The following is a 21,192-nucleotide window of genomic DNA, read 5'->3' as shown; positions in this document are numbered from 1 at the left end:
TATTTTAATATTCACACCGATGAAAGTGCTTATTATTGAAGATGAGATTGAGTTACAACGAAGTATTCAGGATTTCTTGGAAAGAGAACATTTTCTTGTAGAGAGCGCTAATACTTACGAGGCAGGTTTGGACAAGGTACTCAATCATTCTTACGATATCGTATTATTGGATATTATGTTGCCCGGAGGTAATGGATTAGACTTACTAAAAATATTGAAACGTGAAAACAAGTCCCATTCCGTACTTATTCTTTCAGCTAAAGATTCGGTGGATGATAAAGTGCTGGGACTTGAAATAGGAGCGGATGATTATTTGGCTAAACCTTTTCATTTCGCTGAACTTTTAGCTAGAATTAAGAGTATTGTGAGACGAAATAGCCAAAAAGGTGATTCGGTGATCCGGTATCAAAACGTTTCATTGGATGTGGATAATAGAACGGTTTTTGTTGAATACCAAGAACTGCAACTTAATAGGAAGGAGTTTGATATGCTATATTATTTTCTGTTGAGACCGAAAAAGCTTTTAGAAAAAACGACACTGGCAGAAACTGTATGGGGTGATCATGCAGATCAAGCTGATAATCTTGATTTTATTTATTCTCAAATAAAGAACTTGCGGAAAAAGCTGAAAGATGCAGGTGCAAATCTAGATATTCAAGCTGTATATGGGGTAGGTTATAAATTAGTGTAATGGCTGTTTCTCTAAAATATTATACCAATCGATTTATTATTGTTGCCATACTTGTTGTTATGGCGGTTTGGGCATTACTATTTTATGCTATCCTCATGGATGAAGTGTATGATAACATCGATGATGGGTTGAAAAATCAAAAAATCGAAATCATAAGGGAAGCTTATGATAATCCGATCATATTGGATAATACCAAGGAATTTGGAATTAACCAATTTCGTATTCTACCGATAGAAAAAAGCGAAGAAGATCTCGATAAAAACCATTTCTCTAAAGAACTTATCTATATGCCTTACGATGAGGAAGATGAGCCTTATCGCGTCTTGCGAACCGGATTTTATAGCAAAGAGGGGAAGCCTTATTCTTTGGAAATTCGAACCTCAACAGTAGAAGAGGACGACTATTTAATTAATTTGGCAATTTCTTTAGGGGTATTATATCTTGTTATAATTCTCAGTATATTGATTATAAATCATTTTGTATTAAGTAGGGCTTGGAGGCCATTTAGATTGACTTTAGATAATCTGAGTAGTTATAGATTTGGTGACACAGCTAGTTTTAATATAATTCGAACGAATGTTAAGGAGTTTGAGGAGTTAAATCGGGAAGTCAAACACATGATTGATCGTAACGAAGCTGTATTTGAAAGCCAAAAGCTCTTTTTGGAAAATGCTTCACACGAGTTACAGACACCATTGGCAGTTACTATAAACAAATTAGAGCTTTTAATGGACGATTCAAATCTCACTGAAGAACAGCTTGTTAAAATAGCCGATGCTAAAGCCGCATTGCATAGAATGGTGGGTTTAAATCGATCGCTTTTAATGTTGTCACGTATTGATAATAATCAGTATGCGTCGATAGAGTTTGTAGACTTTGGAGCATTGGTGAGATCTATAGTAGAGGAACTTACTGATATGGCCGATCATAAAGGGGTGCTCATTTCTATCAATGAAAAAGCAGCGTTTAGATTGAATTTTAATATGAACCTCGCTCGTATTTTACTTTCTAATTTATTAAGGAATGGGCTTAAGTACAATGTTAAGGACGGGGAGGTGATGGTTGACATTACTGCTGATAAAATTTATATAGCAAATGATAGTAATTCAGGAGCCCTTAATCCTGATTATATTTTTGAAAGGTTCTATAAAGGAAGCCAGGATAATAATTCAAATGGCCTAGGCTTATCCATAGTACGGTCTATTCTTGAAAAGCAACATCAGCTAAAGCTTCTCTATTCTTACGAATCAGGAAAACATTTTTTTATACTTCAGAAAATTTTATAATTTTTTTTGAAAACATTTCTATTCCTAATTGTTTCCTAAGTTGGGTACGAACTTTGAATTATAAAATCAAAATAAGTTAAAAACATGAAACCATCATGATTGATTCAATCGCATCGAGGGATGAATAAATCTGATAGCTTCATCACAAATGAAAAAAATTAAAGGTATGAAAACAATGATTAAATCTTTAATGACTGTAGCACTACTAGTGGTTGCGGTTGTTGCAAATGCGCAAGACAAGGTAATTACGTTTGCGCAATTGCCTAAAAAAGCGCAAAACTTTGTTACTACTTATTATGCTGCAGATCAAGTGGTACTTGTAAAAGAAGAAAGTGAGCTATTATCTGGCAAAAGTTATGATGTAAAGCTTAGAGATGGTGTGAAGTTAGAGTTTGATGCTAAAGGGGAGTGGACAGAGGTAGATGCAGAACTTAAAGCTGTCCCCGTGAAAATTGTACCGGCTTCAATTCTTGAATACGTGAAAAAGAGTTTTCCAAATAATGAGATTGTTCAGATTTCGCGTTCTAGTAGAAAATACGGAGTCGAGTTGACAAACGGGATAGATCTAGAGTTTAATAAAAAGGGACAATTTGTTCGTATAGACGATTAATATTTGATGTAATTTAAAGCGATATAAGATGAAAAAAATAATATTAAAACTTAGTTTATTGTTGGCAGTTGCCTTTATTGCTGTGTCATGTGAAAAGGAAGAACTTATTGATGTGAATAATCTTCCGGCCGTAGCCAATACATTTTTAAATGACCACTTTAAGGATGTTAAAGTACTTTCTGTAACTCGGGAAAAAGAAACTTTGTCCGGTACAGAGTATCAGGTGCTTTTGAACAATGGCGTAGAGGTGAAATTTGATAAAAATGGAAATTGGACAGAAGTTGAAGCTCGTGAAAACATGACGTCTATACCAACTTCATTTGTTTTGAAACCTATCGTGGATTATGTAAAAGATAACTATGATAATGCTGGGATAAACGGTATTGATAAAGAGAAGTATGGATTTGATGTCGAATTGACCAATGGATTAGATTTGGTGTTTGACACGGATGGTAAGTTTGTACGTATTGACGTTAATTAAGTTAAAAAAAGAGGGTTATTAAACCCTCTTTTTTTAACTTAATTAACCTTTTCTAGCAAGTTCTATTTTAGTCTCTATCTCGTTGACTACTTTGTCGACATCTGCGGAACCACCAGATGATTCAAAACGAATAAAACCTTCTTTATCAATAACTACTTTGTGAGGAATTCCAGAAACGCCGTATGCGGTAGTCGTTGCTTTGGTACGATCTTTCATTTCATCAAACAATACATGAAATGTGTAGTTGTTTTTTGTCATGAATTCATTTACCAAATCTTTGTAGTTTTCTTCACGCTGCCAAGTATCTATAAAAAGGAACTCTACATCTTTGTCCGCTTTGTATTTGTTTACTGCTGCCTGCATTCCTGGGAATGACATCACACAAGGGCCGCACCAAGTTGCCCAGAAATCTAATACAACAACTTTTCCTTTGTAATCGGCGAGGGAAACTGTTTTACCCTCTCTATTCACTAAAGAGAATTGTGGAGCCTCTTTTTTTATCATTTCCGATTTGTACTTGGAGACCATTGCGTCCTTGGCTTTGGCTTCAACAGCCGCAAAGTAAGTGTTGAAATCAGCTTTATTGTTATTTAACTTGTTGTAAAGCGGTTGCATTTCTTTCACTACGTCTGCATTTTTACCGTTCTTAACCACAAAATTTTCTAAGGATAGAAAGGCATCCAATTCTTTACCCTGTTTCGCAAAAGCCTTGGCTAACGTCATTACATTGCTAGGAGAACTAGCAGCATATGGAGACGACTTCATTAAGTCTTCCATCACACGAACTGCTTTGTCTACATTGCCTTTTTCTAATAAAGCCTGTGCATAAGTGGGAGCTAATGATCCGTATGCTCTAGCTGCTGCTCCATTTTTTATTTTCGGATCAGTAGACTTGGATGCTTCTAAACCGCTAATATATGCCTCTTCTAAGATCGGAAGAGCAGCGTCATAGTTGCGGTCTTTAATTAAGCCTGAGGTAATCCTGCTCGCATAAGATGCAAAGCTTGGACTAGCTTTAAGTTGATTGATGTAGCTATTGGCTTTGGCGATATTGTTTGCTTTGAAATACAAGGATGCTAAGCTTACTGCCGCTTGATCGTAGATACCTCTATCTTTTTCTTCGAAAGAAGCCGCTGGAAATTGTTTTAACCAAGCGGTATATCCTTTTTCAACAATTTCAGCAGAAGCTTTTTCATCGCCAAAAACTTTTTCGTAAGCTTCAGAGCGCGCTTTAATTCCTTTAGGGAATTTTTTTAGAATAGTTTTATTTATTGCTTCTGCTTTGTCTTCTTGTTCTAGGCTTTGATATACCCTGGCAGCCATGGATACAAAGCTCTCATTCTTGCTTTTTGACATAGCCAGGGCTTCTTTTCCTAGCTCTACCTTAGATGCTTCATCGCCTTTTTGGAATAATCCGTTCAGGTGTTTTAACAAATCATCCATTTTGACATCTTTCTGCTTAGCCATTTGGGCATGTGCAGAAGAAAAGGCGATTCCAGCACTTAAAAGTGCAATTGATAAGATTTTCTTATTCATCAGTCTATAATTTTTTCTCAAATATAAATTGAAATGTATTTGTTTATCTATTGTAAGTAATTTATTACACCTACTTTTTAAGGCTGAATTTATAAATTATCGTCTGATCAAGCTCTTCACCAGGGGCTAAGATCACGTTAGGGAAGTTTTTTTGATTAGGGCTATCGGGGTAATGCTGTGCTTCAAAACAGAATCCGCCATGCCGTAAATAGCGGTGGCCAGACTTTCCTAAATCATTGGAAAGAAAATTCCCTGTATAGAGGTGTATACTAGGTTGGCTTGTAAAGACTTCTAATAATATCCCGCTTTCCTGAGAATAGGCAGTTGCAGCAGCAGTACTTATCGTTGATTGATTGACAAAGCCATGATCATAACCTTGCGCATATTGTAGTTGTTCTTCGGGACTATGGATATTCTCAACTATCTTTTTTGGTTCCCTGAAATCAAAGGCCGTGTTTTCTACAGAGAACACTTCTCCGGTAGGGATTTGCTTGCTGTTGATAGGTATGTATTCCGTAGAAGGGATCTGTAGGATGTGATTAAGTACGTCGCCATTGCCCTCGCCATTCAGATTGAAATAGGCATGGTTTGTCAGATTGATGACAGTCGTTTTATCTGTAGTGGCTCGAAAGCGAATTTTGATCTCGTTTTCATTGGTCAATTCATAACTAACATTGACCTTTACAGTACCTGGAAAACCCTCCTCTCCATCAAGGGAGATGTAACAAAAATCGACTTGTTTTTGCAAACTCACCTGTCTATCCCATACCTTTGTGTGAAAGCCATTGGGGCCACCATGGAGTGAATTCTCCCCATTATTTTGTGCTAATGTATAAGGAGTATTGTCTATTTTGAAAGAACCATGAGCAATTCGATTGGCATATCTCCCGATTGTAGCTCCATGATACTGTTCGCCTGCATTGATATATCCCGTTAAGGTATCAAACCCTAAGACTACATCAACAAGGTTGCCATGTTTGTCTGGGACTAAAGCACTTACTAAGCGAGCCCCATAATCACTTAAGGCAATTTGCATACCTGCACGGTTTACGAAAGTCAGCAGGTGCGTATTTTTATTATTTAAGCAGCTTTCGAAAGCTTTTGTATCAGGAAGTTTGTAGATTGTCATGACTTGAATTGTTTCTATAAAAATAGCAATTATTTAGTTAGTCCGAAAGTTTAATACGTGTCATTCTCCCAGAATTAACCCACTAATGGAGATATAATATGCAGGTAGATTCAAGCTGATTTTTCCTGTAGGTATTCGCGAATTCAAAGCATTTTATATAAGTTTGCCCTAGAAAATCCATAATATTGATGAACTGGAAACAACTTTTGTCTGCAAAAAGATGGGGGTACGAAGATCGTATTCCGAATGAACAATTTGATGCAAGATCTGAATTTCAGCGTGATTACGACCGGTTGATCTTCTCTTCTCCGTTCCGTCGGCTGCAGAATAAAACCCAAGTTTTTCCCTTGCCAGGTGCTGTTTTTGTTCATAATAGATTGACACATAGTTTGGAAGTGGCGTCTGTCGGGCGCTCTTTAGGTAGGTTGTTCTATAACCTGATGAAAAAGCAGAACCCGGATATTGATGCAGAGGTGCCTTATTTACAAGAGGTAGGCAATATTATATCATCTGCTTGTCTTTCGCACGATTTGGGAAATCCAGCCTTTGGCCACTCGGGAGAAGCTGCTATATCGTCCTTTTTTACCCAAGGAGCAGGCCAGAAATATCAAGAGCATGTTTCGGCAAAGCAGTGGGCGGACTTAACTCATTTTGAAGGGAATGCGAATGCATTAAGGATACTAACCCATGCTTTCAGTGGTAAGGACGAAAAAGGCTATGCGCTCACTTACTCGACATTAGCTTCTATCGTCAAATATCCATGTTCGGCAATTGATGGTCATATAAAAGGTAATCATCATCGTAAGAAATACGGTTTTTTTGAGGGAGAAAAGGTTGTTTTTGATAAAATAGCTGTGGAATTGGGGCTGGAAAAGGATCCGACTAATCCCAATGGCTATTTACGACACCCTCTAGTGTATCTTGTTGAGGCCGCAGATGATATCTGTTATAATATTATTGATCTCGAAGATGCGCACCACCTCAAGATATTGTCTTACAAAGAAGTCGAAGAACTCTTGTTGCCTCTTTGTGGAGGAGAGGAGTTGAGGAATAGGCTTGACGGACTAAAAGATTCCGGGAGCCGGGTGGAGTTGTTGCGTGCTAAAGCTATAAACACATTGATAAATGGCTGTGCCGAAGTGTTTACAAATAATCAAGACAAGTTTCTGTCGGGGACATTTGAAAGTTCGTTGATTGACGCGTTGTCTCCCGAGATTGTAAGTCAGATGAAAAGGATAGAAAAAGTTTCGGTTTCAGAGATTTACAATGCTTCTACGGTAGTTCAAATCGAAATAGCAGGATATAAAGTGATGAATGCTTTGCTTGAAGAATTTGTTCCTTCCTATCTGAAAACAAACAAAACTATGTTTGATCGTAAGATTGTAGCTATGATTCCCGCGCAATTTCATACAGAAAAGGAAGATGCGTATTCTAAAATTCGAGCTGTATTGGATTTTGTTTCCGGAATGACGGATGTGTACGCGGTAGACCTGTATCGTAAAATAAAGGGAATTTCCATCGCGTCGCTCGACTAAGGTTTGTCGACTATTGGAAATAGAAGAACGGAGATTAGAAATAAGGAATAACGTGATAGTATAGAGGTTGTGTCTCGATACACAACTCTCGATACGTAATACTATAATATGAAGGTAGTAATAGCAGAGAAACCCTCTGTCGCGAGAGATCTAGCCCGAGTGATGGGGGCAAAGGAAGTAAAGGATGGATACATAGCAGGAAATGGTTATGCTTTTACCTATGCATTTGGACATTTAGTACAATTGTGCACGCCACAGGCTTATGGTTATCATAACTGGTCCGTTTCCAATTTACCCATCATTCCTAATAAGTTTGAGCTAGAAGTCAAAAAGGTCCGTAAAGACGGCAAGCAGATCGATGATGGAGGTGCTTTGAAGCAAATTCAAATTATCAAAGGATTACTTGATCAGGCGGAAGAAATCATTGTCGCGACGGATGCTGGACGTGAAGGGGAATTGATCTTTCGCAATATATATTATTTTCTAGGCTCTAAAGTACCTTTTCGACGATTGTGGATATCTTCACAAACAGATAAAGCGATTAAAGAAGGATTTGCTAATCTAAAAGGGGGACAAGAGTATGATAGTCTTTATGAATCTGCTCGATCTCGATCAGAATCAGATTGGTTAATTGGGATTAATGCGACCCAAGCTATTACACTAGCAGCTGGTAACAAGGGGTTACTTTCGTTGGGGAGAGTTCAAACTCCTACATTGGCGATGATCTGTTCTCGTTATCTGGAGAATAAGGATTTTAAGCCTCAGGCTTTTTACAAGATCCAAGCTGGATTTGAAAAAGATAGTATCGCTTTTAAAGCAACGTCAGATAAAATTGAGAAAAAAGATGTTGCAGAAGAAGCTATATCGAAAATCAATATTGGAACAGAAGCTAAGGTTGTTAAAGTTGAAGCAAAAGAAACAAAGGAGCAGCCTCCACTACTCTTTGATCTGACTTCATTGCAACAAGACGCAAATAAAAAGTATGGTTACTCTGCTGATCAGACACTTGGTATTGCACAGACATTATACGAAAAGAAGGTGATTACCTATCCCAGGACAGGATCTAGATATATAGGGGAGGATGTCTTCGAGCAGATCGATCCCCTTTTTCAGCATTTGGCAAATACTGCTGAAGAAGGAATCGCGGCTATATCTGGGAATTTAATAGGAGCTAAGCTCAATAAACGTTCTGTGGATGATAAAAAAGTGACGGACCACCATGCGCTATTAGTGACCGATGAGAAACCTGGTCCTATGCTCAAAGAACAGCAGAATATTTATAATATGATAGCTAAGCGCATGGTCGAGAGCTTTTCAGAAGTCTGTCTGAAAGATATTACAACGGTAACTATCGATGCGAACGGAGTAGAGTTGATCGCTAAGGGAACAGTAATAAGGCAATATGGATGGCGGTTGTCTGCTGATCAAATTGAGGTAAATGATGACGAGAAAAACTCGGACGATCAAGACAATGAAAATGCACAACTCCCGAAATTAATAGCCGAAGAGTTATTAGAGATACTATCTCTAGAGTTATCTGAGCGTTTTACCAAAGCAAAGCCTATCCATACCGAAGCTTCATTGCTTAAGGCTATGGAAACATCCGGAAAGGAAATTGAGGATGAGGAAATGCGCCAAGCTATGAAGGATTGCGGACTCGGAACACCTGCGACTCGTGCTGCAACTATTGAAACTTTGTTTCAAAGAGAGTATATCAAGCGGGATAAAAAGAAACTTGTTCCAACAGATAAGGGGCTCGCTGTTTATAATCTCGTCAAAGATAGATCGATAGCTAAAGTGACATTGACCGGGAAATGGGAACAAAAGTTGGAGGAAATGCGGGCTAATAAGGTGTCTTATGATGTTTTTATGAAACATATTAAGGACTATACTGCAAAAATTACCAAAGAGTTGTTGCAGCTTCGCATATCCATTGCACAGGAGGAAATCAAGCCACAGCAAAAGGGAAAAATAAAGTGCCCGAAATGTCAGCCCGGAAATATTCAGCTTTATGATAAAGTAGCGCAATGTGATCATTATGCACGAGGCTGTGACTTTAAAATATGGAGGACATTGAACGGTGTTTTTTTGGAAGAAAAAGAAATGAAAAACTTGCTGGAAAAAGGAAGGACCTCAGAATTGAAGGGGCTGCTAACCAAGGAAGGGCAGGTGGTAAATGCTTCTTTAGTCTTTCAAGATTTTAAAGTAAACGTAGTATAGCATTAAGAAGGAAATCTATGGTCAAATTAGAGTCAATCCTTTCGTATAGTCGTAAATTAAAAATGTAAAACTCTACCTTTGCGGCTTATGACAACAAAACTGTACAACCCCTTTATAGATTTTAAGTTCGATCTACACACCTGTTTTTTAACAGGTGAGACATTGAGCTCTGATGAAGAGCGTATCCAGGTTTTTCCGGTCTGGATGATGCGTTCTTTCGATTTGGAAGAAAAGCCTTTCAAATTACTCGATGAAAGTATGATTACCTATAATAAATTGCAATTGCCATGTTCAATAGGTGCTTCCTTACATATCGAGAGAGTTGAGAAAGAGGTAGAAGAGGCGATGAAGACGGGATACGATGCGGTTAGTCAGTTGGATCAGATCACACTATTTCAATGGATTTCAAAAATATTGTATGGTGTGGTGTTTAATGAGATCCAGGTCGGAATTAGACAATCGATGTTGACTGGCGAGGAAATGAATTTTTCTCAAGCCTTGGTGCATAAGTTTAGGAATCTACATGCGATGATGCAATCGTTGTATATCCCTATGGAATTTGAGCATAGAAACCCTTTCGATATCCGGGTGTTTCCTGTAAACAATGCCCCAGATACATTTTTGTACCGAGATGAAATCAATACGCTGATCTTTTCGTTACGTATGGGGGATTTTGCGATTATTGCAACTCTACAGGATAATGGGACTAATGCAATCTATCACGAGGATGCATTGCAAAATATAGGTGGACAAGTGCTCCACCCAATCCAATTTGAAGAGATATGCGCCCGCTACTTTTATTCTGCTTATCTGTTTAATCGTTTGCCGGAATATACCTATATGGAAACTCCGCTTGCAGTTTTCGTAGAACCGATGCCTTTGACCGATTGGACATTGAAACCAATATTTGATAATTGGCAGGTTAAAACGTATGGTCAGGTGCTAGAAAACTTCTGGAAGCCATGGGGACATACCTTATTCGAAATTATTAAAGATCCGGAGCGTCCAATGACTTTTTTAACGGATGAAAACGGTGTTTTTAAAAATGTTGAAAATTTAACGAAAGGATAAATCGACCTTACTCTCCATATTTATAATCGATATTTTTTTTGTTTTTGATATTCAAATAGTTTTATTAACTTAAACCTACAAAGAGTAGAGTTATGAGGGTTGGAATTATTATTGTGCTGTGTATATGGGGGGTAGCTTCGGATGCAAAAGAAAAAAAATTGAATTCGTATCAAGATACAAGTATTGTGGCTGATATTGATATGGCCCCACAGTTTAAGGGAGGTATTAACGCTTGGAGTAGATTCTTGCAGAATAATCTAAATGTAAGTAATCTAGCCCAAAATATGGATAGTACCGAGTATGTAACTTACGGTGTACGACAAACAGCAATATTGGAATTCACAGTTTGCGAAGATGGGGCTGTATGTGATATTACCGTTGTTAATAAGGATAAAATAAGTCCGGATTTTGCTAAAGAGGTTTTACGGGTTATGAAGAGGTCTCCGAAATGGATTTCAGCAACCAAAGAAGGTGTTCCTGTTCGTACAAAATTTAAACAGTCAATAAGGGCTATATTAGACTAATAAAAGCATGTCTTTTTGGAACAAAGTAAAGAGAATTATTTCTTCTGGCGCAGAACTAGAAAATGAAAAGAATAAAGACGAAAATAATTCGATCGAAAGTGAGGTGACTGCTGGTGGATCTAGAGTGTATCGCTATGAGGATACCGATGAGGGAGATCGAGGATTTTCATTTCCTGAGGTAGTCTGTGTTTATTTGGAAGAAATAGAGCAACATTTGTCTAAATATATTGGGGCACCGGATATGGTTTTCCATGAAATTATTTCTGATTTGGTACATATTGATGTGCATTGGATTAAACCATCTGCAGAATATCCTTTTAATATATTGGTCACCTCAGGTATGAGTGATTTTCCGATGACTGTTTCTGATGAAATCGAAGATAAGGAAGAATATGAGCGAGCTGAGCTAATGGTTGTGTTGCCTGTTGATTGGAAAATTGGTGATGAGGATTTTCAAGATAACAACAATTACTGGCCCGTGTATTTTCTCAAGATGTTAGCTCGTTTTCCACATGAGTACAAAACATGGCTTGGTTATGGTCACACGATACCGAATGGGATGGATGCTGAACCTATCGCTAACACGGGATTTGGCTGTATGTTGTTATTGCCTCCGTTTCTATCTTTTGAAGATGATTTCCTTTGTATGAAAGCCCGTGATGGAAAGGTAATTAATTTTTACGCTGTTATCCCGCTATTCACGAATGAGATGGAATTTAAGCTTGAAATGGGCACAGAAGCATTATTAGACAAATTTGATGAGTTTGGTGTGTCTGAACTCATTGATATAAATAGATCCAGTGTTGTGTCTTAATAGAAGTTGCCGGATTATTTTTTCTTTTTTGATTTTTTTGTTGAACCTGAATTAAGGTTTTTTTTTGATTTTTTTTCAAGCTCTTTATTAAATATCCAAATCATTATTGAAGGACCCAATACTGGAATTATTAATGCTAAGAAAGTAATTATAAGTTGTCCACCGGTAGCACTGTTTAATTTAAAAAGACGGAACAGCATTATTCCGGTGAGAGCCATGTGGATTACGAGAACTATATTTACCAGAGTTGCTTTGTCAAATTCCATTTATTGATAAGTTTTGTTCAAACCTACATAAATTCGCCTTTACACGCAATATAATTGTGTCGTAATATAAAAGCGAATTTTGTAGCTCTCCTCATCCATTTAGATTCTTTTAATAGAGGAAAAATAGGTGAGTTGTTTTGGAATGTCAATCTCAAAAAAATATTTCTGTCTAACATCTAACACATTTAATTTTTATTGATTAGTTTTGTTTTCAATCGAATAACATATAACCGTTCCCGTGGCATTAGTATTTAAAGATGATCGTCCTGTCGTTAGATTAAGAGCATTCCGTGCTATCGATGACCCTAAAACTTGTGAACGTTTTATTGAGGGGCATGCGCACGTCTTGACTGCGATCGGAGTAAAGAAAGTTACCTCGTCCAAAAATGATTGGATGTACAATCCTGCAGCTTTTGTTTTAATCGTTGAGTCTCTTGATGGTGAAAACGTATATGGAGGAGCTCGGATACATGTCGCTGGTGGTTCTCAGCCACTCCCTATTGAAGAAGCTACGGGAAATATGGATGCTAAGATCTTTGATCTTGTTTGGGATTATGCGCAAGATGGGACTGGAGAGGGATGTGGTCTGTGGAATTCAAGGGAGATTGCCGGTTATGGTATCGGGAGTATCTTCTTGACAAGAGCTGCCATTGCAATAGCACCGCAAATCGGTATTAAATCTTTGTTTGCCCTTTGTGCGCCCTATACGATAAGTCTAACGAAGAGTGTCGGCTATAGACAAGAAACAAGTGTTGGGAATAATGGAACTTTTTATTATCCTAAACTAGATCTTTTGGCTACAACTATGATTCTCGACGATGTACAAACCTTAGATCTTGCATCTGAAGAGGATAAAAAGGCAATTATGGCTCTACGTGAGAATCAAAACTGTGTGAGGATAGAAGTCTTAAGATCGAAAGAAATCGAAATTCAATACAAGCTCGATTTGGATGGTATGGACCAGTGGGATTTGAAGAAAATTATTGCTAATACAAAAAAAAGAACTACGTTAGAAGTCGACATCAATGATGATGACATTCAAATAATGTAAAAAGCTATTTACCGAGAGAACATGATTGATGAATTAGATAATAAATTTCCTTATAAAGTATTATTTCTTAGGCTTTCAAATGTTGCTGATAAAGACCAATTTAAAAGGCTTCAAGAAGATGGTGAGATTGCTTTTACATATGATGAAATCGAGCGACAGCTTAAGGAGTTAGTTCGGTGTCGTTATCCTATGGGATTAAGTCTTGAAGATGAGCAACGGTATATTAAAGAGTTGTTAGAAGAAAAAACTCTTGACGAATATGGCGTTTGGGTTTATTACTCTTGGCGTAAATCAATAGTTCATATTTTAGATGAAGATGAATTTATAGAGGTAAGAACAAATAGAAATCAGCTTAAGATTTCTAAAGAAGAGCATAAGGTTTTATCAAGTAAGAAAATAGGTGTCATAGGTCTATCTGTAGGACAGTCTATCGCGTTAACCATCGCTATGGAGCGGATATGTGGTGTTTTGAGATTAGCAGATTTTGACACGCTGGATCTAAGCAATATGAATAGATTGCGTACGGGAGTATTTAATCTGTCAGTGCCAAAGGTCGTTATTGCTGCAAGAGAAATTGCCGAGATAGACCCTTACTTAAAAGTAGAACTTTTTCCTGAAGGTGTAAATAGTGATAATTATGAGCGTTTTTTTTACGAGCATGGAGGAATCGATGTGCTAGTTGAGGTTTGTGATAGCTTCGAAGTGAAAATGGAAAGCAGATTTAGAGCAAAGGAAGCTAGAATACCTGTTGTAATGGATACGAACGATCGTGGTATGTTAGATATTGAAAGATTCGATTTGGAACCTAACCGTCCGATTTTGCACGGCTTTGTTCAAGATTTGACGTTAGAAAAATTGAAGACATTAAGCGATATTGAAAAACTCAAGTATCTGATGCAAATTGTAGACGCCGAAAATCTTTCGTCGAAAATGAAAGAGTCTATTCCTGAGATGAGACGCAGTATTGTTTCTTGGCCTCAATTAGCCTCAGAAGTTATTTTAGGAGGAGCAATGACTACTGCAGTGTGTCGAAGAATTTTGCTGGGGCGAAATGTCAATTCTGGACGTTATTATTTAGATGTTGAACAAATAGTAGGTGGTTAGATTGATCTACAGTCTTTTGCGAAAACTAACATAATTATGAAGAATAAGAGTTTTCTGTTAGCTTTATTGGTTTTAATACCATTTTTATATACATACTCTGCTGAGGGATTTAAGTTTTTTAAAGAAAATGACGGAGAGTATATCGGTAAAAATATTTCTATATTTAAGGATCCAACGAAGCAGTTAACCTTTGAAAAGTTACAAAGAGAACCGGATTTGTTTAAGAAAAGCAACAAAGCCGTTCCTAATCTTGGAGCTGAAGACGTAAATAATTGGATTCGGTTTTCTGTCACGAACTTATCTGATATAAATAATTTAATTATAAACCTATCTCAAACAAATATTGATGATGTTGTTTTTTATTCTGTAAGAAATGGTATTGTTGACAGTGTACATATCAATTCTGAAAGCGACATAAATAGTTTACAATATCCTCATCAATTTTTCCTGTTTGAAATACCGCTAAATAAAGGTGAAGAAATAACTTGTTATCTTAAATTATTTAGTAATACGCAGCTTTCTGTTCCTATTTCTGTTCATAGTGCGAAAGGCCTATTTAAAACACTTTTACAGACAGATGTGTTTTCAGCAATTTATATTGGATTGATGTTATCCATGATACTGTATAATATATTTCTATACTTTTCGACGAAAGAGCCTCACTATTTCGTGTATGTGAATTATATTTTTTGGGTCACAGTTGCACAGCTCGCTATTTTAGGTCTTTTAGAACCTCTTTTCCGGATACAGAGTAGTTGGATTTCGAGTAGGATTTTGACTCTTTCGGGAGCACTCTCAGGGATTGCTACAATTTTTTTCGTTAAATCATTTCTTCAGACAGCAAAGGATTCTCCAAAGTTCAATTTTTTACTGAATGTATTTTTGGTGGGATATGTCGTAGCAATCGGACTTTTGATTGGTGGTGTAATGATCCCTGCATATAAAATGGTTAATGTAGTTGCTGGTGGCGGGTCCACTATTGTATTGATATTGGCATTTCGTTTATCGCGCGAAAAATATAGACAAACTAAGTACTTTTTATTTGCTTGGTGTATCTTTTTATTAAGTGTGTTGGTTTATGTACTAAAGGATTATAATGTACTGCCTTATAATTTTTTTACGCTTAGGGCTATACAGATAGGCTCTGTTATTGAAGCTATACTTTTATCTTTTGCCCTAGGAGATAAAATTAATATCTATCGCAAAGAGAAAGAAGAGTCTCAGGCCAGAGAATTGACAATCTCTCAAGAAAACGAACGTCTAATTCGCGAACAAAACTTTGTACTTGAACAGAAAGTTAATGAGCGTACGAGAGAGTTGACTGAATCTAATGAGTCTTTGCAGACTACATTGACGCATCTGAAAGAAACGCAATCACAACTTGTAGAAGCAGAAAAAATGGCTTCTTTAGGACAACTCACCGCTGGTGTAGCGCATGAAATCAATAATCCCATTAATTTTGTGACCTCTAATGTAGCTCCCCTAAAACGGGATATTAAGATGGTTTGGGGTACCTTAGATGAAGTAGAACGTATAGCATTTGCCGAAGGACTATCTACAGAAGAAAAGCAGGCACAAATCAAAGCATATAAAGAAGATATCGATATTGATTATTTGAAAACAGAGGTTGATTTTCTTCTTAGAGGAATGCATGATGGAGCAAGTCGTACAGCTGAAATTGTAAAGAGTCTTCGGATTTTTTCACGCGTGGATGAAGACACACTGAAATATGCTGATATTAATGAAGGGTTAGAGTCTACATTAATTATTTTAGGTAGTATTATAAAAGAGGGGATAGAGGTTGAGAAGATATATGGGGATATTCCGCAAATTGAATGTTACGCTGGTAAGTTAAACCAAGTTTTCTTAAATATATTGACAAATGCTATTTATGCGATCAACAAAAAGTACGATCGTGATACGGGTGGAAAGCTTAAAATAGAGACAGGTGTTTGCGATGATGATTCTTTTATTTATATTAACATTATGGATAATGGTATAGGCATCCCAAATGATATTCGAGAAAAGATATTTGAACCTTTTTTTACAACAAAAGATGTTGGAGAGGGGACTGGGCTGGGGATGTCGATCGCGTACAATACAATAGCAAAGCATGAGGGCAAAATTATTGTTGAATCCGAGGTTGGGGAAGGCACACTATTTAAATTAGTTATTCCTATTAAGCAAGACGTCTAGGAAAAGATTAAGCTTAAATCGCCTAAATTTCCGTAACTTTGTTTAAAGGTTATTTGGTTATCACTATTTTATTACCAAATTTATGCAAGAAGTTCCAGAGATATTATATATCGATGATGAGGTGAATAACCTAGTTGGTTTTAAAGCTAACTTTAGATATCAGTATCTGGTTCATACCGCCTCTAATACGACAGAAGCTAGAGAAATCTTGCTGGCTCATCCGGATATACGGGTTATATTCTGCGATCAACGTATGCCCGGAGAATTGGGAGTTGACTTTTTACATCGGATCAGAACGGAGTTTCCTCGACCTATAAGAATTTTACTTACGGCATATGCTGATATGGAAACTGTGGTTGATGCGGTGAATAAGGGGCATATCTTTAGATTCGTTCGTAAGCCTTGGCAGCAGGAAGAAATAATCTCATCTATAGAGGAAGCAAACAAATTTTATATTGCGACCTCAATGCTAGATATAAGAAACGAAGAACTGCAAAAAGCGTATCATGAGTTGGATAAGTTTGCTTATAGTGTGAGTCATGATTTGCGTGAGCCGCTGACAGGTATTCTTACCGCAATAAAGTTGGCAGCGGGCTTTGATCAGATTGAACGTATGCATGAGATATTGGGGCTGATGGAAGGATCTTTGATGCGTTTGGATGCCTATATTAATAGTTTGCGGGATTATTTCTTGCTTAGACGAGGAGAACTTGAGCTGTCTAATATTGATTTTCATTCATTATTTGATAATATCGCTCAGTTTTATAAAATGTACACGAAGAACAATCAAGTGGCTTTTCACGTGACTGTCGAACAGAGAGATACATTTAAAAGTGATTTAGCTGTTCTTGAGCTCGTTTTGCACAATCTGCTATCCAATGCCTTTAAATATCAACGTAAAGACAATCTGGATAAGCGGGTCGACTTATCCGTGATTGTGAAAGACGATCACGCTATCATAGAAGTAAGTGATACAGGAATTGGTATTTCGCAAGAATACATAAAAGATATATTCAGACTTTTCTTTAGAGCGAGTAATGAGGCCGAGGGTATGGGCTTCGGTCTTTACAATGTTCAGAATGCTTTGTCAAAACTACAAGGGACTATTTCTGTACAGTCAGAGTTAGGGAAAGGAACTTCCTTTAAAGTGTCAATTCCCAACAAGTAAGAGTTTTCACTCTTACTTAGGATAGTAGTTTTTGACGTAAAAGGAATTCTAACTGCTCGTTAGATACTTCTAGTTTAGAATAGGTTTCTAATACGTCTTTACGCTCTGCATATATTTCATACGCCCGCTGTATGGTTTCATCTAATTCTTCTTCACTCCAAGGTTTACTGAGATAATGGTAAATTTTTCCTTTATTAACAGCATCCACAACGGCGCTCATATCAGCATAACCTGTTAATAAAATACGCATTGGATCTGGATTTATTTTGATAATCTCTTCTAACAATGCAACACCGGTCATTTCGGGCATGCGCTGGTCAGTGATAATAATATCGATGTGATTTTTCTTCACAATATCGATAGCAGTAGGTCCGTTGATTGCTGTAAATACTTTATATTTTAACCGAAAAGTAGCCTTAAAGGAAACCAAGTTATTTTCCTCATCATCTACATACAATACTGTGATCTTGTTTTTGTTTTCCATAGTTTTAACGCATACGATCCCGCCTAGATTAGAGGAATCTCTTTGATATACAAAGTAATGAAAAGTATTGTAAGAATCAAATAGCTGATTATCGTTTGTTTTATCTCCATGTTAAAAAAATGTAAATAAGAGTGATAAGTTTCTAAACACGAAGAGGTTGCCTATACAAGGCAACCTCTTCGTGTTTAGCTAAACCTTATGTTAAGGACTAGTTGTGTACATCTTCTTGTCTAAATATTTTTGCACCAAGGTACTCTCTATTTAATCTAGCAATGTTCGTTAATTTTATACCAACAGGGCACTCAGCTTCACAAGCTCCTGTATTTGTGCAGCTACCGAAGCCTTCTGCGTCCATTTGATCTACCATCGCTTGAGCACGCTCATAACGTTCTGTTTGTCCCTGCGGTAACAAGGCAAATTGAGAAACTTTTGCTGAAACGAATAGCATTGCTGAAGCATTTTTACATGCAGCTACACAGGCTCCGCAACCAATACAAGTTGCCGATTCAAATGCCTCATCTGCAATACGCTTAGGTATAGGGATAATATTGGCATCTGGTACGCCGCCTGTATTAACGTTGACATATCCTCCTGCTTGTTGAATACGATCGAAAGCTGTACGGTCAACCGCTAAATCCTTAAGTACAGGAAATGCAGCAGCTCTCCAAGGCTCGATAACGATAGTCTGTCCGTCATGGAAGCTACGCATGTGTAATTGACAGGTGGTAGTCCCTTGATTAGGTCCATGAGGACGACCGTTGATTACTAATGAACACATACCACAGATTCCTTCACGGCAATCGTGATCAAAATATATCGGGTCTTCTCCCTTACGAGTCAAATCGTCATTGACAATATCTAGCATTTCTAAGAAAGACATATCATCTGCGATGTCTTTTGCTTGGATAGTCACGAATTGACCTGTTGATTTATCATTTTTTTGACGCCAAACTTTAAGCGTTAAATTCATGTGATTACTCATATCTGTATATGATTTTAGATTTTAGATTTCAGACAAGAGATGTTAGATCTTATAGAACTATGATGTCTCTTGTTTTTTTTCTCCAATCTATTTATAACTTCTTTGTGTTAACTTAACATTTTCGAATACTAACTCTTCTTTGTGAAGTACTTCCGCTTGTCCTTCTCCTTTGTATTCCCATGCAGCTACATAAGCGTATTCTTCATCATTACGTTTGGCTTCACCTTCTTCAGTTTGTGACTCCAGACGGAAGTGTCCACCGCATGATTCGTTGCGATTCAAGGCGTCATCGACCATCAATTCTCCTAATTCGATAAAGTCAGCAACACGACCAGCTTTTTCTAAAGACAAATTCATCTCTTCGTTTTCTCCTAATACATTAGCATTAGACCAGAATTCTTTTTTCAAATCCTGGATTAATCCTTTAGCTTTAGTCAAGCCTTCAGCTGTACGAGCCATACCACAGTATTCCCACATGATAAGACCTAACTCTTTGTGTATATCATCGACTGTTTTGGTACCGCGTAGTGCTAATAATTTCTTAATATTATCTTCTACATCTTTACGCGTTTGCTCAAAAGCCGGGTGATTTTTGTCTACAGGAGCAAAGCTTCCTAAGTTAGCCAAGTAGTCTCCAACAGTGTAAGGGATAACGAAGTAACCATCGGATAATCCTTGCATCAAAGCAGAAGCCCCTAGGCGGTTAGCACCGTGATCCGAGAAGTTTGCTTCACCTAAACAATAGAGCCCTGGTATGGTAGTCATTAAATTATAATCAACCCAAACACCACCCATAGTATAGTGTACTGCAGGGTAAATACGCATAGGTTGTTTGTATGGATTTTCATCTGTGATTTTAGCATACATGTCAAACAAGTTACCATACTTGGCACGTACCGTATCTTCTCCTAAGCGAGCAATGGCATCCTTGAAATCTAAGTAAACAGCAAATCCTGTTTTACCGACACCACGTCCATCATCAACGGCTTCTTTAGCATTACGGGAAGCTACGTCGCGAGGAACTAAGTTACCAAATGATGGGTATTTACGTTCTAGGAAGTAATCTCTATCGTCCTCTTTAACATCAGCCGGTTTCAATTCTCCTTTACGGATTTTAGCTGACATTTCTTGTGTCTTAGGAACCCATACACGACCATCATTACGTAATGACTCTGACATCAAAGTCAATTTTGACTGGTGGTCACCGGTTACAGGAATACAAGTTGGGTGAATCTGTGTATAACATGGATTGGCAAAGAAAGCACCACGTTTGTGTGCTCTCCAAGCTGCTGTTACGTTACAGCCCATAGCGTTTGTAGATAAGAAGAATACGTTTCCGTACCCACCTGTACATAATAGTACCGCATGCCCTTCGTGCGACTCTATTTTGCCGGATACCATATCTCTTGTAATGATACCTTTGGCTTGTCCATCAATTTTGACAATATCCAACATCTCGTGACGAGTGTAAGATTGTACTTTGCCTTTTTGGATTTGACGGTTCAATGCAGAGTAAGCACCAAGTAACAATTGTTGTCCTGTTTGACCACGAGCGTAGAAAGTACGAGATACTTGCGCTCCACCAAATGAACGGTTATCTAATAAGCCTCCATATTCGCGAGCAAAAGGTACACCTTGAGCTACACATTGATCTATAATATTAACAGAAACTTCTGCTAAACGATACACATTCGCTTCACGGGCACGGTAATCTCCTCCTTTAATGGTATCATAGAATAAACGATAAACCGAGTCACCATCATTTTGATAGTTTTTTGCTGCGTTGATACCTCCTTGAGCTGCGATAGAGTGTGCGCGACGAGGAGAATCTTGATAACAAAATGTTTTTACATTGTAGCCCAATTCTGCTAGAGAAGCAGCTGCTGAGGCTCCGGCCAAACCTGTTCCAACAACGATAATAGTAAATTTGCGTTTGTTGGCTGGGTTAACCAGTTTCATGTTGAATTTATGTTTTGACCATTTTTCGGCTAATGGGCCTGCTGGTACTTTTGAATCTAACATATCTTAATACTATTAATTCGAT

The 21,192-nt window shown here is 37.5% G+C and carries 19 protein-coding genes; 13 read left to right on the top strand and 6 right to left on the bottom strand.

All coding sequences use genetic code 11. The features are described 5' to 3' along the window. The first annotated feature begins 19 nt into the window (after window positions 1-19). From G7B20_RS03270 to G7B20_RS03255, 4 genes are all read left to right on the top strand, one after another. Window positions 20-691 (top strand): response regulator transcription factor, encoded by a 672-nt coding sequence (locus G7B20_RS03270; protein WP_164108609.1) that lies wholly within the window; start codon window positions 20-22, stop codon window positions 689-691. Continuing rightward, window positions 691-1,977: a sensor histidine kinase gene (locus tag G7B20_RS03265; RefSeq protein ID WP_164108608.1), complete on the top strand. Its 1,287-nt coding sequence runs from the start codon at window positions 691-693 to the stop codon at window positions 1,975-1,977. Before G7B20_RS03270 ends, G7B20_RS03265 begins: the two co-directional genes overlap by 1 nt. Window positions 1,978-2,143: 166 nt before the next feature. Then, window positions 2,144-2,587 (top strand): PepSY-like domain-containing protein, encoded by a 444-nt coding sequence (locus G7B20_RS03260; RefSeq protein ID WP_164108607.1) that lies wholly within the window; start codon window positions 2,144-2,146, stop codon window positions 2,585-2,587. Between the two features lie 28 nt (window positions 2,588-2,615). Beyond that, window positions 2,616-3,068, top strand: a complete 453-nt coding sequence (locus G7B20_RS03255) for a PepSY-like domain-containing protein (protein WP_164108606.1) — start codon at window positions 2,616-2,618, stop codon at window positions 3,066-3,068. A 42-nt stretch (window positions 3,069-3,110) separates the two neighbouring features. Here G7B20_RS03255 and G7B20_RS03250 read toward each other — a convergent pair whose 3' ends face one another. After that, window positions 3,111-4,604, bottom strand: a complete 1,494-nt coding sequence (locus tag G7B20_RS03250; RefSeq protein WP_164108605.1) for a TlpA disulfide reductase family protein — start codon at window positions 4,602-4,604, stop codon at window positions 3,111-3,113. 70 nt (window positions 4,605-4,674) lie between these two features. Beyond that, window positions 4,675-5,733, bottom strand: coding sequence for an aldose epimerase family protein (locus tag G7B20_RS03245; protein ID WP_164108604.1), 1,059 nt, complete (start codon window positions 5,731-5,733; stop codon window positions 4,675-4,677). A 188-nt stretch (window positions 5,734-5,921) separates the two neighbouring features. Here G7B20_RS03245 and G7B20_RS03240 point away from each other — a divergent pair, with 188 nt between their 5' ends. The 5 genes from G7B20_RS03240 to G7B20_RS03220 all read left to right on the top strand — a co-directional run bounded on the left by G7B20_RS03240 (window position 5,922) and on the right by G7B20_RS03220 (window position 11,897). Next, window positions 5,922-7,268 carry a deoxyguanosinetriphosphate triphosphohydrolase gene (locus G7B20_RS03240; RefSeq protein ID WP_164108603.1) on the top strand — a complete coding sequence of 449 codons (1,347 nt, stop codon included), beginning with the start codon at window positions 5,922-5,924 and terminating at the stop codon, window positions 7,266-7,268. A gap of 108 nt (window positions 7,269-7,376) precedes the next feature. Beyond that, entirely contained in the window at window positions 7,377-9,488 is a 2,112-nt protein-coding gene (locus tag G7B20_RS03235; RefSeq protein ID WP_164108602.1) for a type IA DNA topoisomerase, read from the top strand. Between the two features lie 87 nt (window positions 9,489-9,575). Beyond that, the gene (locus G7B20_RS03230) at window positions 9,576-10,559 is read left to right on the top strand and encodes a hypothetical protein (protein WP_164108601.1); all 984 of its coding nucleotides are present in this window, start codon (window positions 9,576-9,578) and stop codon (window positions 10,557-10,559) included. A gap of 92 nt (window positions 10,560-10,651) precedes the next feature. Then, complete coding sequence (locus G7B20_RS03225) at window positions 10,652-11,083, top strand: energy transducer TonB (protein WP_164108600.1); 432 nt, start codon at window positions 10,652-10,654, stop codon at window positions 11,081-11,083. 7 nt (window positions 11,084-11,090) lie between these two features. Further along, the gene (locus tag G7B20_RS03220; RefSeq protein WP_164108599.1) at window positions 11,091-11,897 is read left to right on the top strand and encodes a suppressor of fused domain protein; all 807 of its coding nucleotides are present in this window, start codon (window positions 11,091-11,093) and stop codon (window positions 11,895-11,897) included. Between the two features lie 14 nt (window positions 11,898-11,911). Here the strand turns inward: G7B20_RS03220 and G7B20_RS03215 are convergent, their stop codons facing one another. Then, window positions 11,912-12,163, bottom strand: coding sequence for a hypothetical protein (locus tag G7B20_RS03215; RefSeq protein WP_164108598.1), 252 nt, complete (start codon window positions 12,161-12,163; stop codon window positions 11,912-11,914). A gap of 238 nt (window positions 12,164-12,401) precedes the next feature. Between G7B20_RS03215 and G7B20_RS03210 the strand changes: the two genes are divergently transcribed. From G7B20_RS03210 to G7B20_RS03195, 4 genes are all read left to right on the top strand, one after another. Continuing rightward, a complete protein-coding gene (locus tag G7B20_RS03210) occupies window positions 12,402-13,214 on the top strand; it encodes a hypothetical protein (protein ID WP_164108597.1) in 813 nt (270 codons plus the stop codon). Between the two features lie 21 nt (window positions 13,215-13,235). Further along, window positions 13,236-14,318, top strand: a complete 1,083-nt coding sequence (locus G7B20_RS03205; RefSeq protein WP_164108596.1) for a ThiF family adenylyltransferase — start codon at window positions 13,236-13,238, stop codon at window positions 14,316-14,318. A 36-nt stretch (window positions 14,319-14,354) separates the two neighbouring features. Continuing rightward, a complete protein-coding gene (locus G7B20_RS19570) occupies window positions 14,355-16,514 on the top strand; it encodes a 7TM diverse intracellular signaling domain-containing protein (RefSeq protein ID WP_164108595.1) in 2,160 nt (719 codons plus the stop codon). An 82-nt stretch (window positions 16,515-16,596) separates the two neighbouring features. Continuing rightward, window positions 16,597-17,682: a sensor histidine kinase gene (locus tag G7B20_RS03195; RefSeq protein WP_164108594.1), complete on the top strand. Its 1,086-nt coding sequence runs from the start codon at window positions 16,597-16,599 to the stop codon at window positions 17,680-17,682. A 16-nt stretch (window positions 17,683-17,698) separates the two neighbouring features. Here the strand turns inward: G7B20_RS03195 and G7B20_RS03190 are convergent, their stop codons facing one another. The 3 genes from G7B20_RS03190 to G7B20_RS03180 form a co-directional block, all read right to left on the bottom strand. Then, a complete protein-coding gene (locus G7B20_RS03190; RefSeq protein ID WP_079644987.1) occupies window positions 17,699-18,166 on the bottom strand; it encodes a response regulator in 468 nt (155 codons plus the stop codon). Window positions 18,167-18,374: 208 nt separating this feature from the next. Further along, the gene (locus G7B20_RS03185; protein WP_205600169.1) at window positions 18,375-19,148 is read right to left on the bottom strand and encodes a succinate dehydrogenase/fumarate reductase iron-sulfur subunit; all 774 of its coding nucleotides are present in this window, start codon (window positions 19,146-19,148) and stop codon (window positions 18,375-18,377) included. Between the two features lie 87 nt (window positions 19,149-19,235). Next, window positions 19,236-21,170 carry a fumarate reductase/succinate dehydrogenase flavoprotein subunit gene (locus G7B20_RS03180; protein ID WP_164108593.1) on the bottom strand — a complete coding sequence of 645 codons (1,935 nt, stop codon included), beginning with the start codon at window positions 21,168-21,170 and terminating at the stop codon, window positions 19,236-19,238. Between the last annotated feature and the right edge of the window lie 22 nt (window positions 21,171-21,192).

This window comes from Sphingobacterium sp. xlx-96 (genome assembly GCF_011007365.1).
Lineage (GTDB): Bacteria > Bacteroidota > Bacteroidia > Sphingobacteriales > Sphingobacteriaceae > Sphingobacterium > Sphingobacterium luzhongxinii.
The sequence above is the reverse complement of the archived record's forward strand: the minus strand, read 5'-3'. Positions and strand labels throughout refer to the sequence as shown.

Bases quoted from the DNA above. Each gene is read 5' to 3' on its own strand.
- G7B20_RS03270 (WP_164108609.1), top strand. From the start codon at position 20: ATGAAAGTGCTTATTATTGAAGATGAGATTGAGTTACAACGAAGTATT.
- G7B20_RS03265 (WP_164108608.1), top strand. From the start codon at position 691: ATGGCTGTTTCTCTAAAATATTATACCAATCGATTTATTATTGTTGCC.
- G7B20_RS03260 (WP_164108607.1), top strand. From the start codon at position 2,144: ATGAAAACAATGATTAAATCTTTAATGACTGTAGCACTACTAGTGGTT.
- G7B20_RS03255 (WP_164108606.1), top strand. From the start codon at position 2,616: ATGAAAAAAATAATATTAAAACTTAGTTTATTGTTGGCAGTTGCCTTT.
- G7B20_RS03250 (WP_164108605.1), bottom strand. From the start codon at position 4,604: ATGAATAAGAAAATCTTATCAATTGCACTTTTAAGTGCTGGAATCGCC.
- G7B20_RS03245 (WP_164108604.1), bottom strand. From the start codon at position 5,733: ATGACAATCTACAAACTTCCTGATACAAAAGCTTTCGAAAGCTGCTTA.
- G7B20_RS03240 (WP_164108603.1), top strand. From the start codon at position 5,922: ATGAACTGGAAACAACTTTTGTCTGCAAAAAGATGGGGGTACGAAGAT.
- G7B20_RS03235 (WP_164108602.1), top strand. From the start codon at position 7,377: ATGAAGGTAGTAATAGCAGAGAAACCCTCTGTCGCGAGAGATCTAGCC.
- G7B20_RS03230 (WP_164108601.1), top strand. From the start codon at position 9,576: ATGACAACAAAACTGTACAACCCCTTTATAGATTTTAAGTTCGATCTA.
- G7B20_RS03225 (WP_164108600.1), top strand. From the start codon at position 10,652: ATGAGGGTTGGAATTATTATTGTGCTGTGTATATGGGGGGTAGCTTCG.
- G7B20_RS03220 (WP_164108599.1), top strand. From the start codon at position 11,091: ATGTCTTTTTGGAACAAAGTAAAGAGAATTATTTCTTCTGGCGCAGAA.
- G7B20_RS03215 (WP_164108598.1), bottom strand. From the start codon at position 12,163: ATGGAATTTGACAAAGCAACTCTGGTAAATATAGTTCTCGTAATCCAC.
- G7B20_RS03205 (WP_164108596.1), top strand. From the start codon at position 13,236: ATGATTGATGAATTAGATAATAAATTTCCTTATAAAGTATTATTTCTT.
- G7B20_RS19570 (WP_164108595.1), top strand. From the start codon at position 14,355: ATGAAGAATAAGAGTTTTCTGTTAGCTTTATTGGTTTTAATACCATTT.
- G7B20_RS03195 (WP_164108594.1), top strand. From the start codon at position 16,597: ATGCAAGAAGTTCCAGAGATATTATATATCGATGATGAGGTGAATAAC.
- G7B20_RS03190 (WP_079644987.1), bottom strand. From the start codon at position 18,166: ATGGAAAACAAAAACAAGATCACAGTATTGTATGTAGATGATGAGGAA.
- G7B20_RS03185 (WP_205600169.1), bottom strand. From the start codon at position 19,148: ATGAGTAATCACATGAATTTAACGCTTAAAGTTTGGCGTCAAAAAAAT.
- G7B20_RS03180 (WP_164108593.1), bottom strand. From the start codon at position 21,170: ATGTTAGATTCAAAAGTACCAGCAGGCCCATTAGCCGAAAAATGGTCA.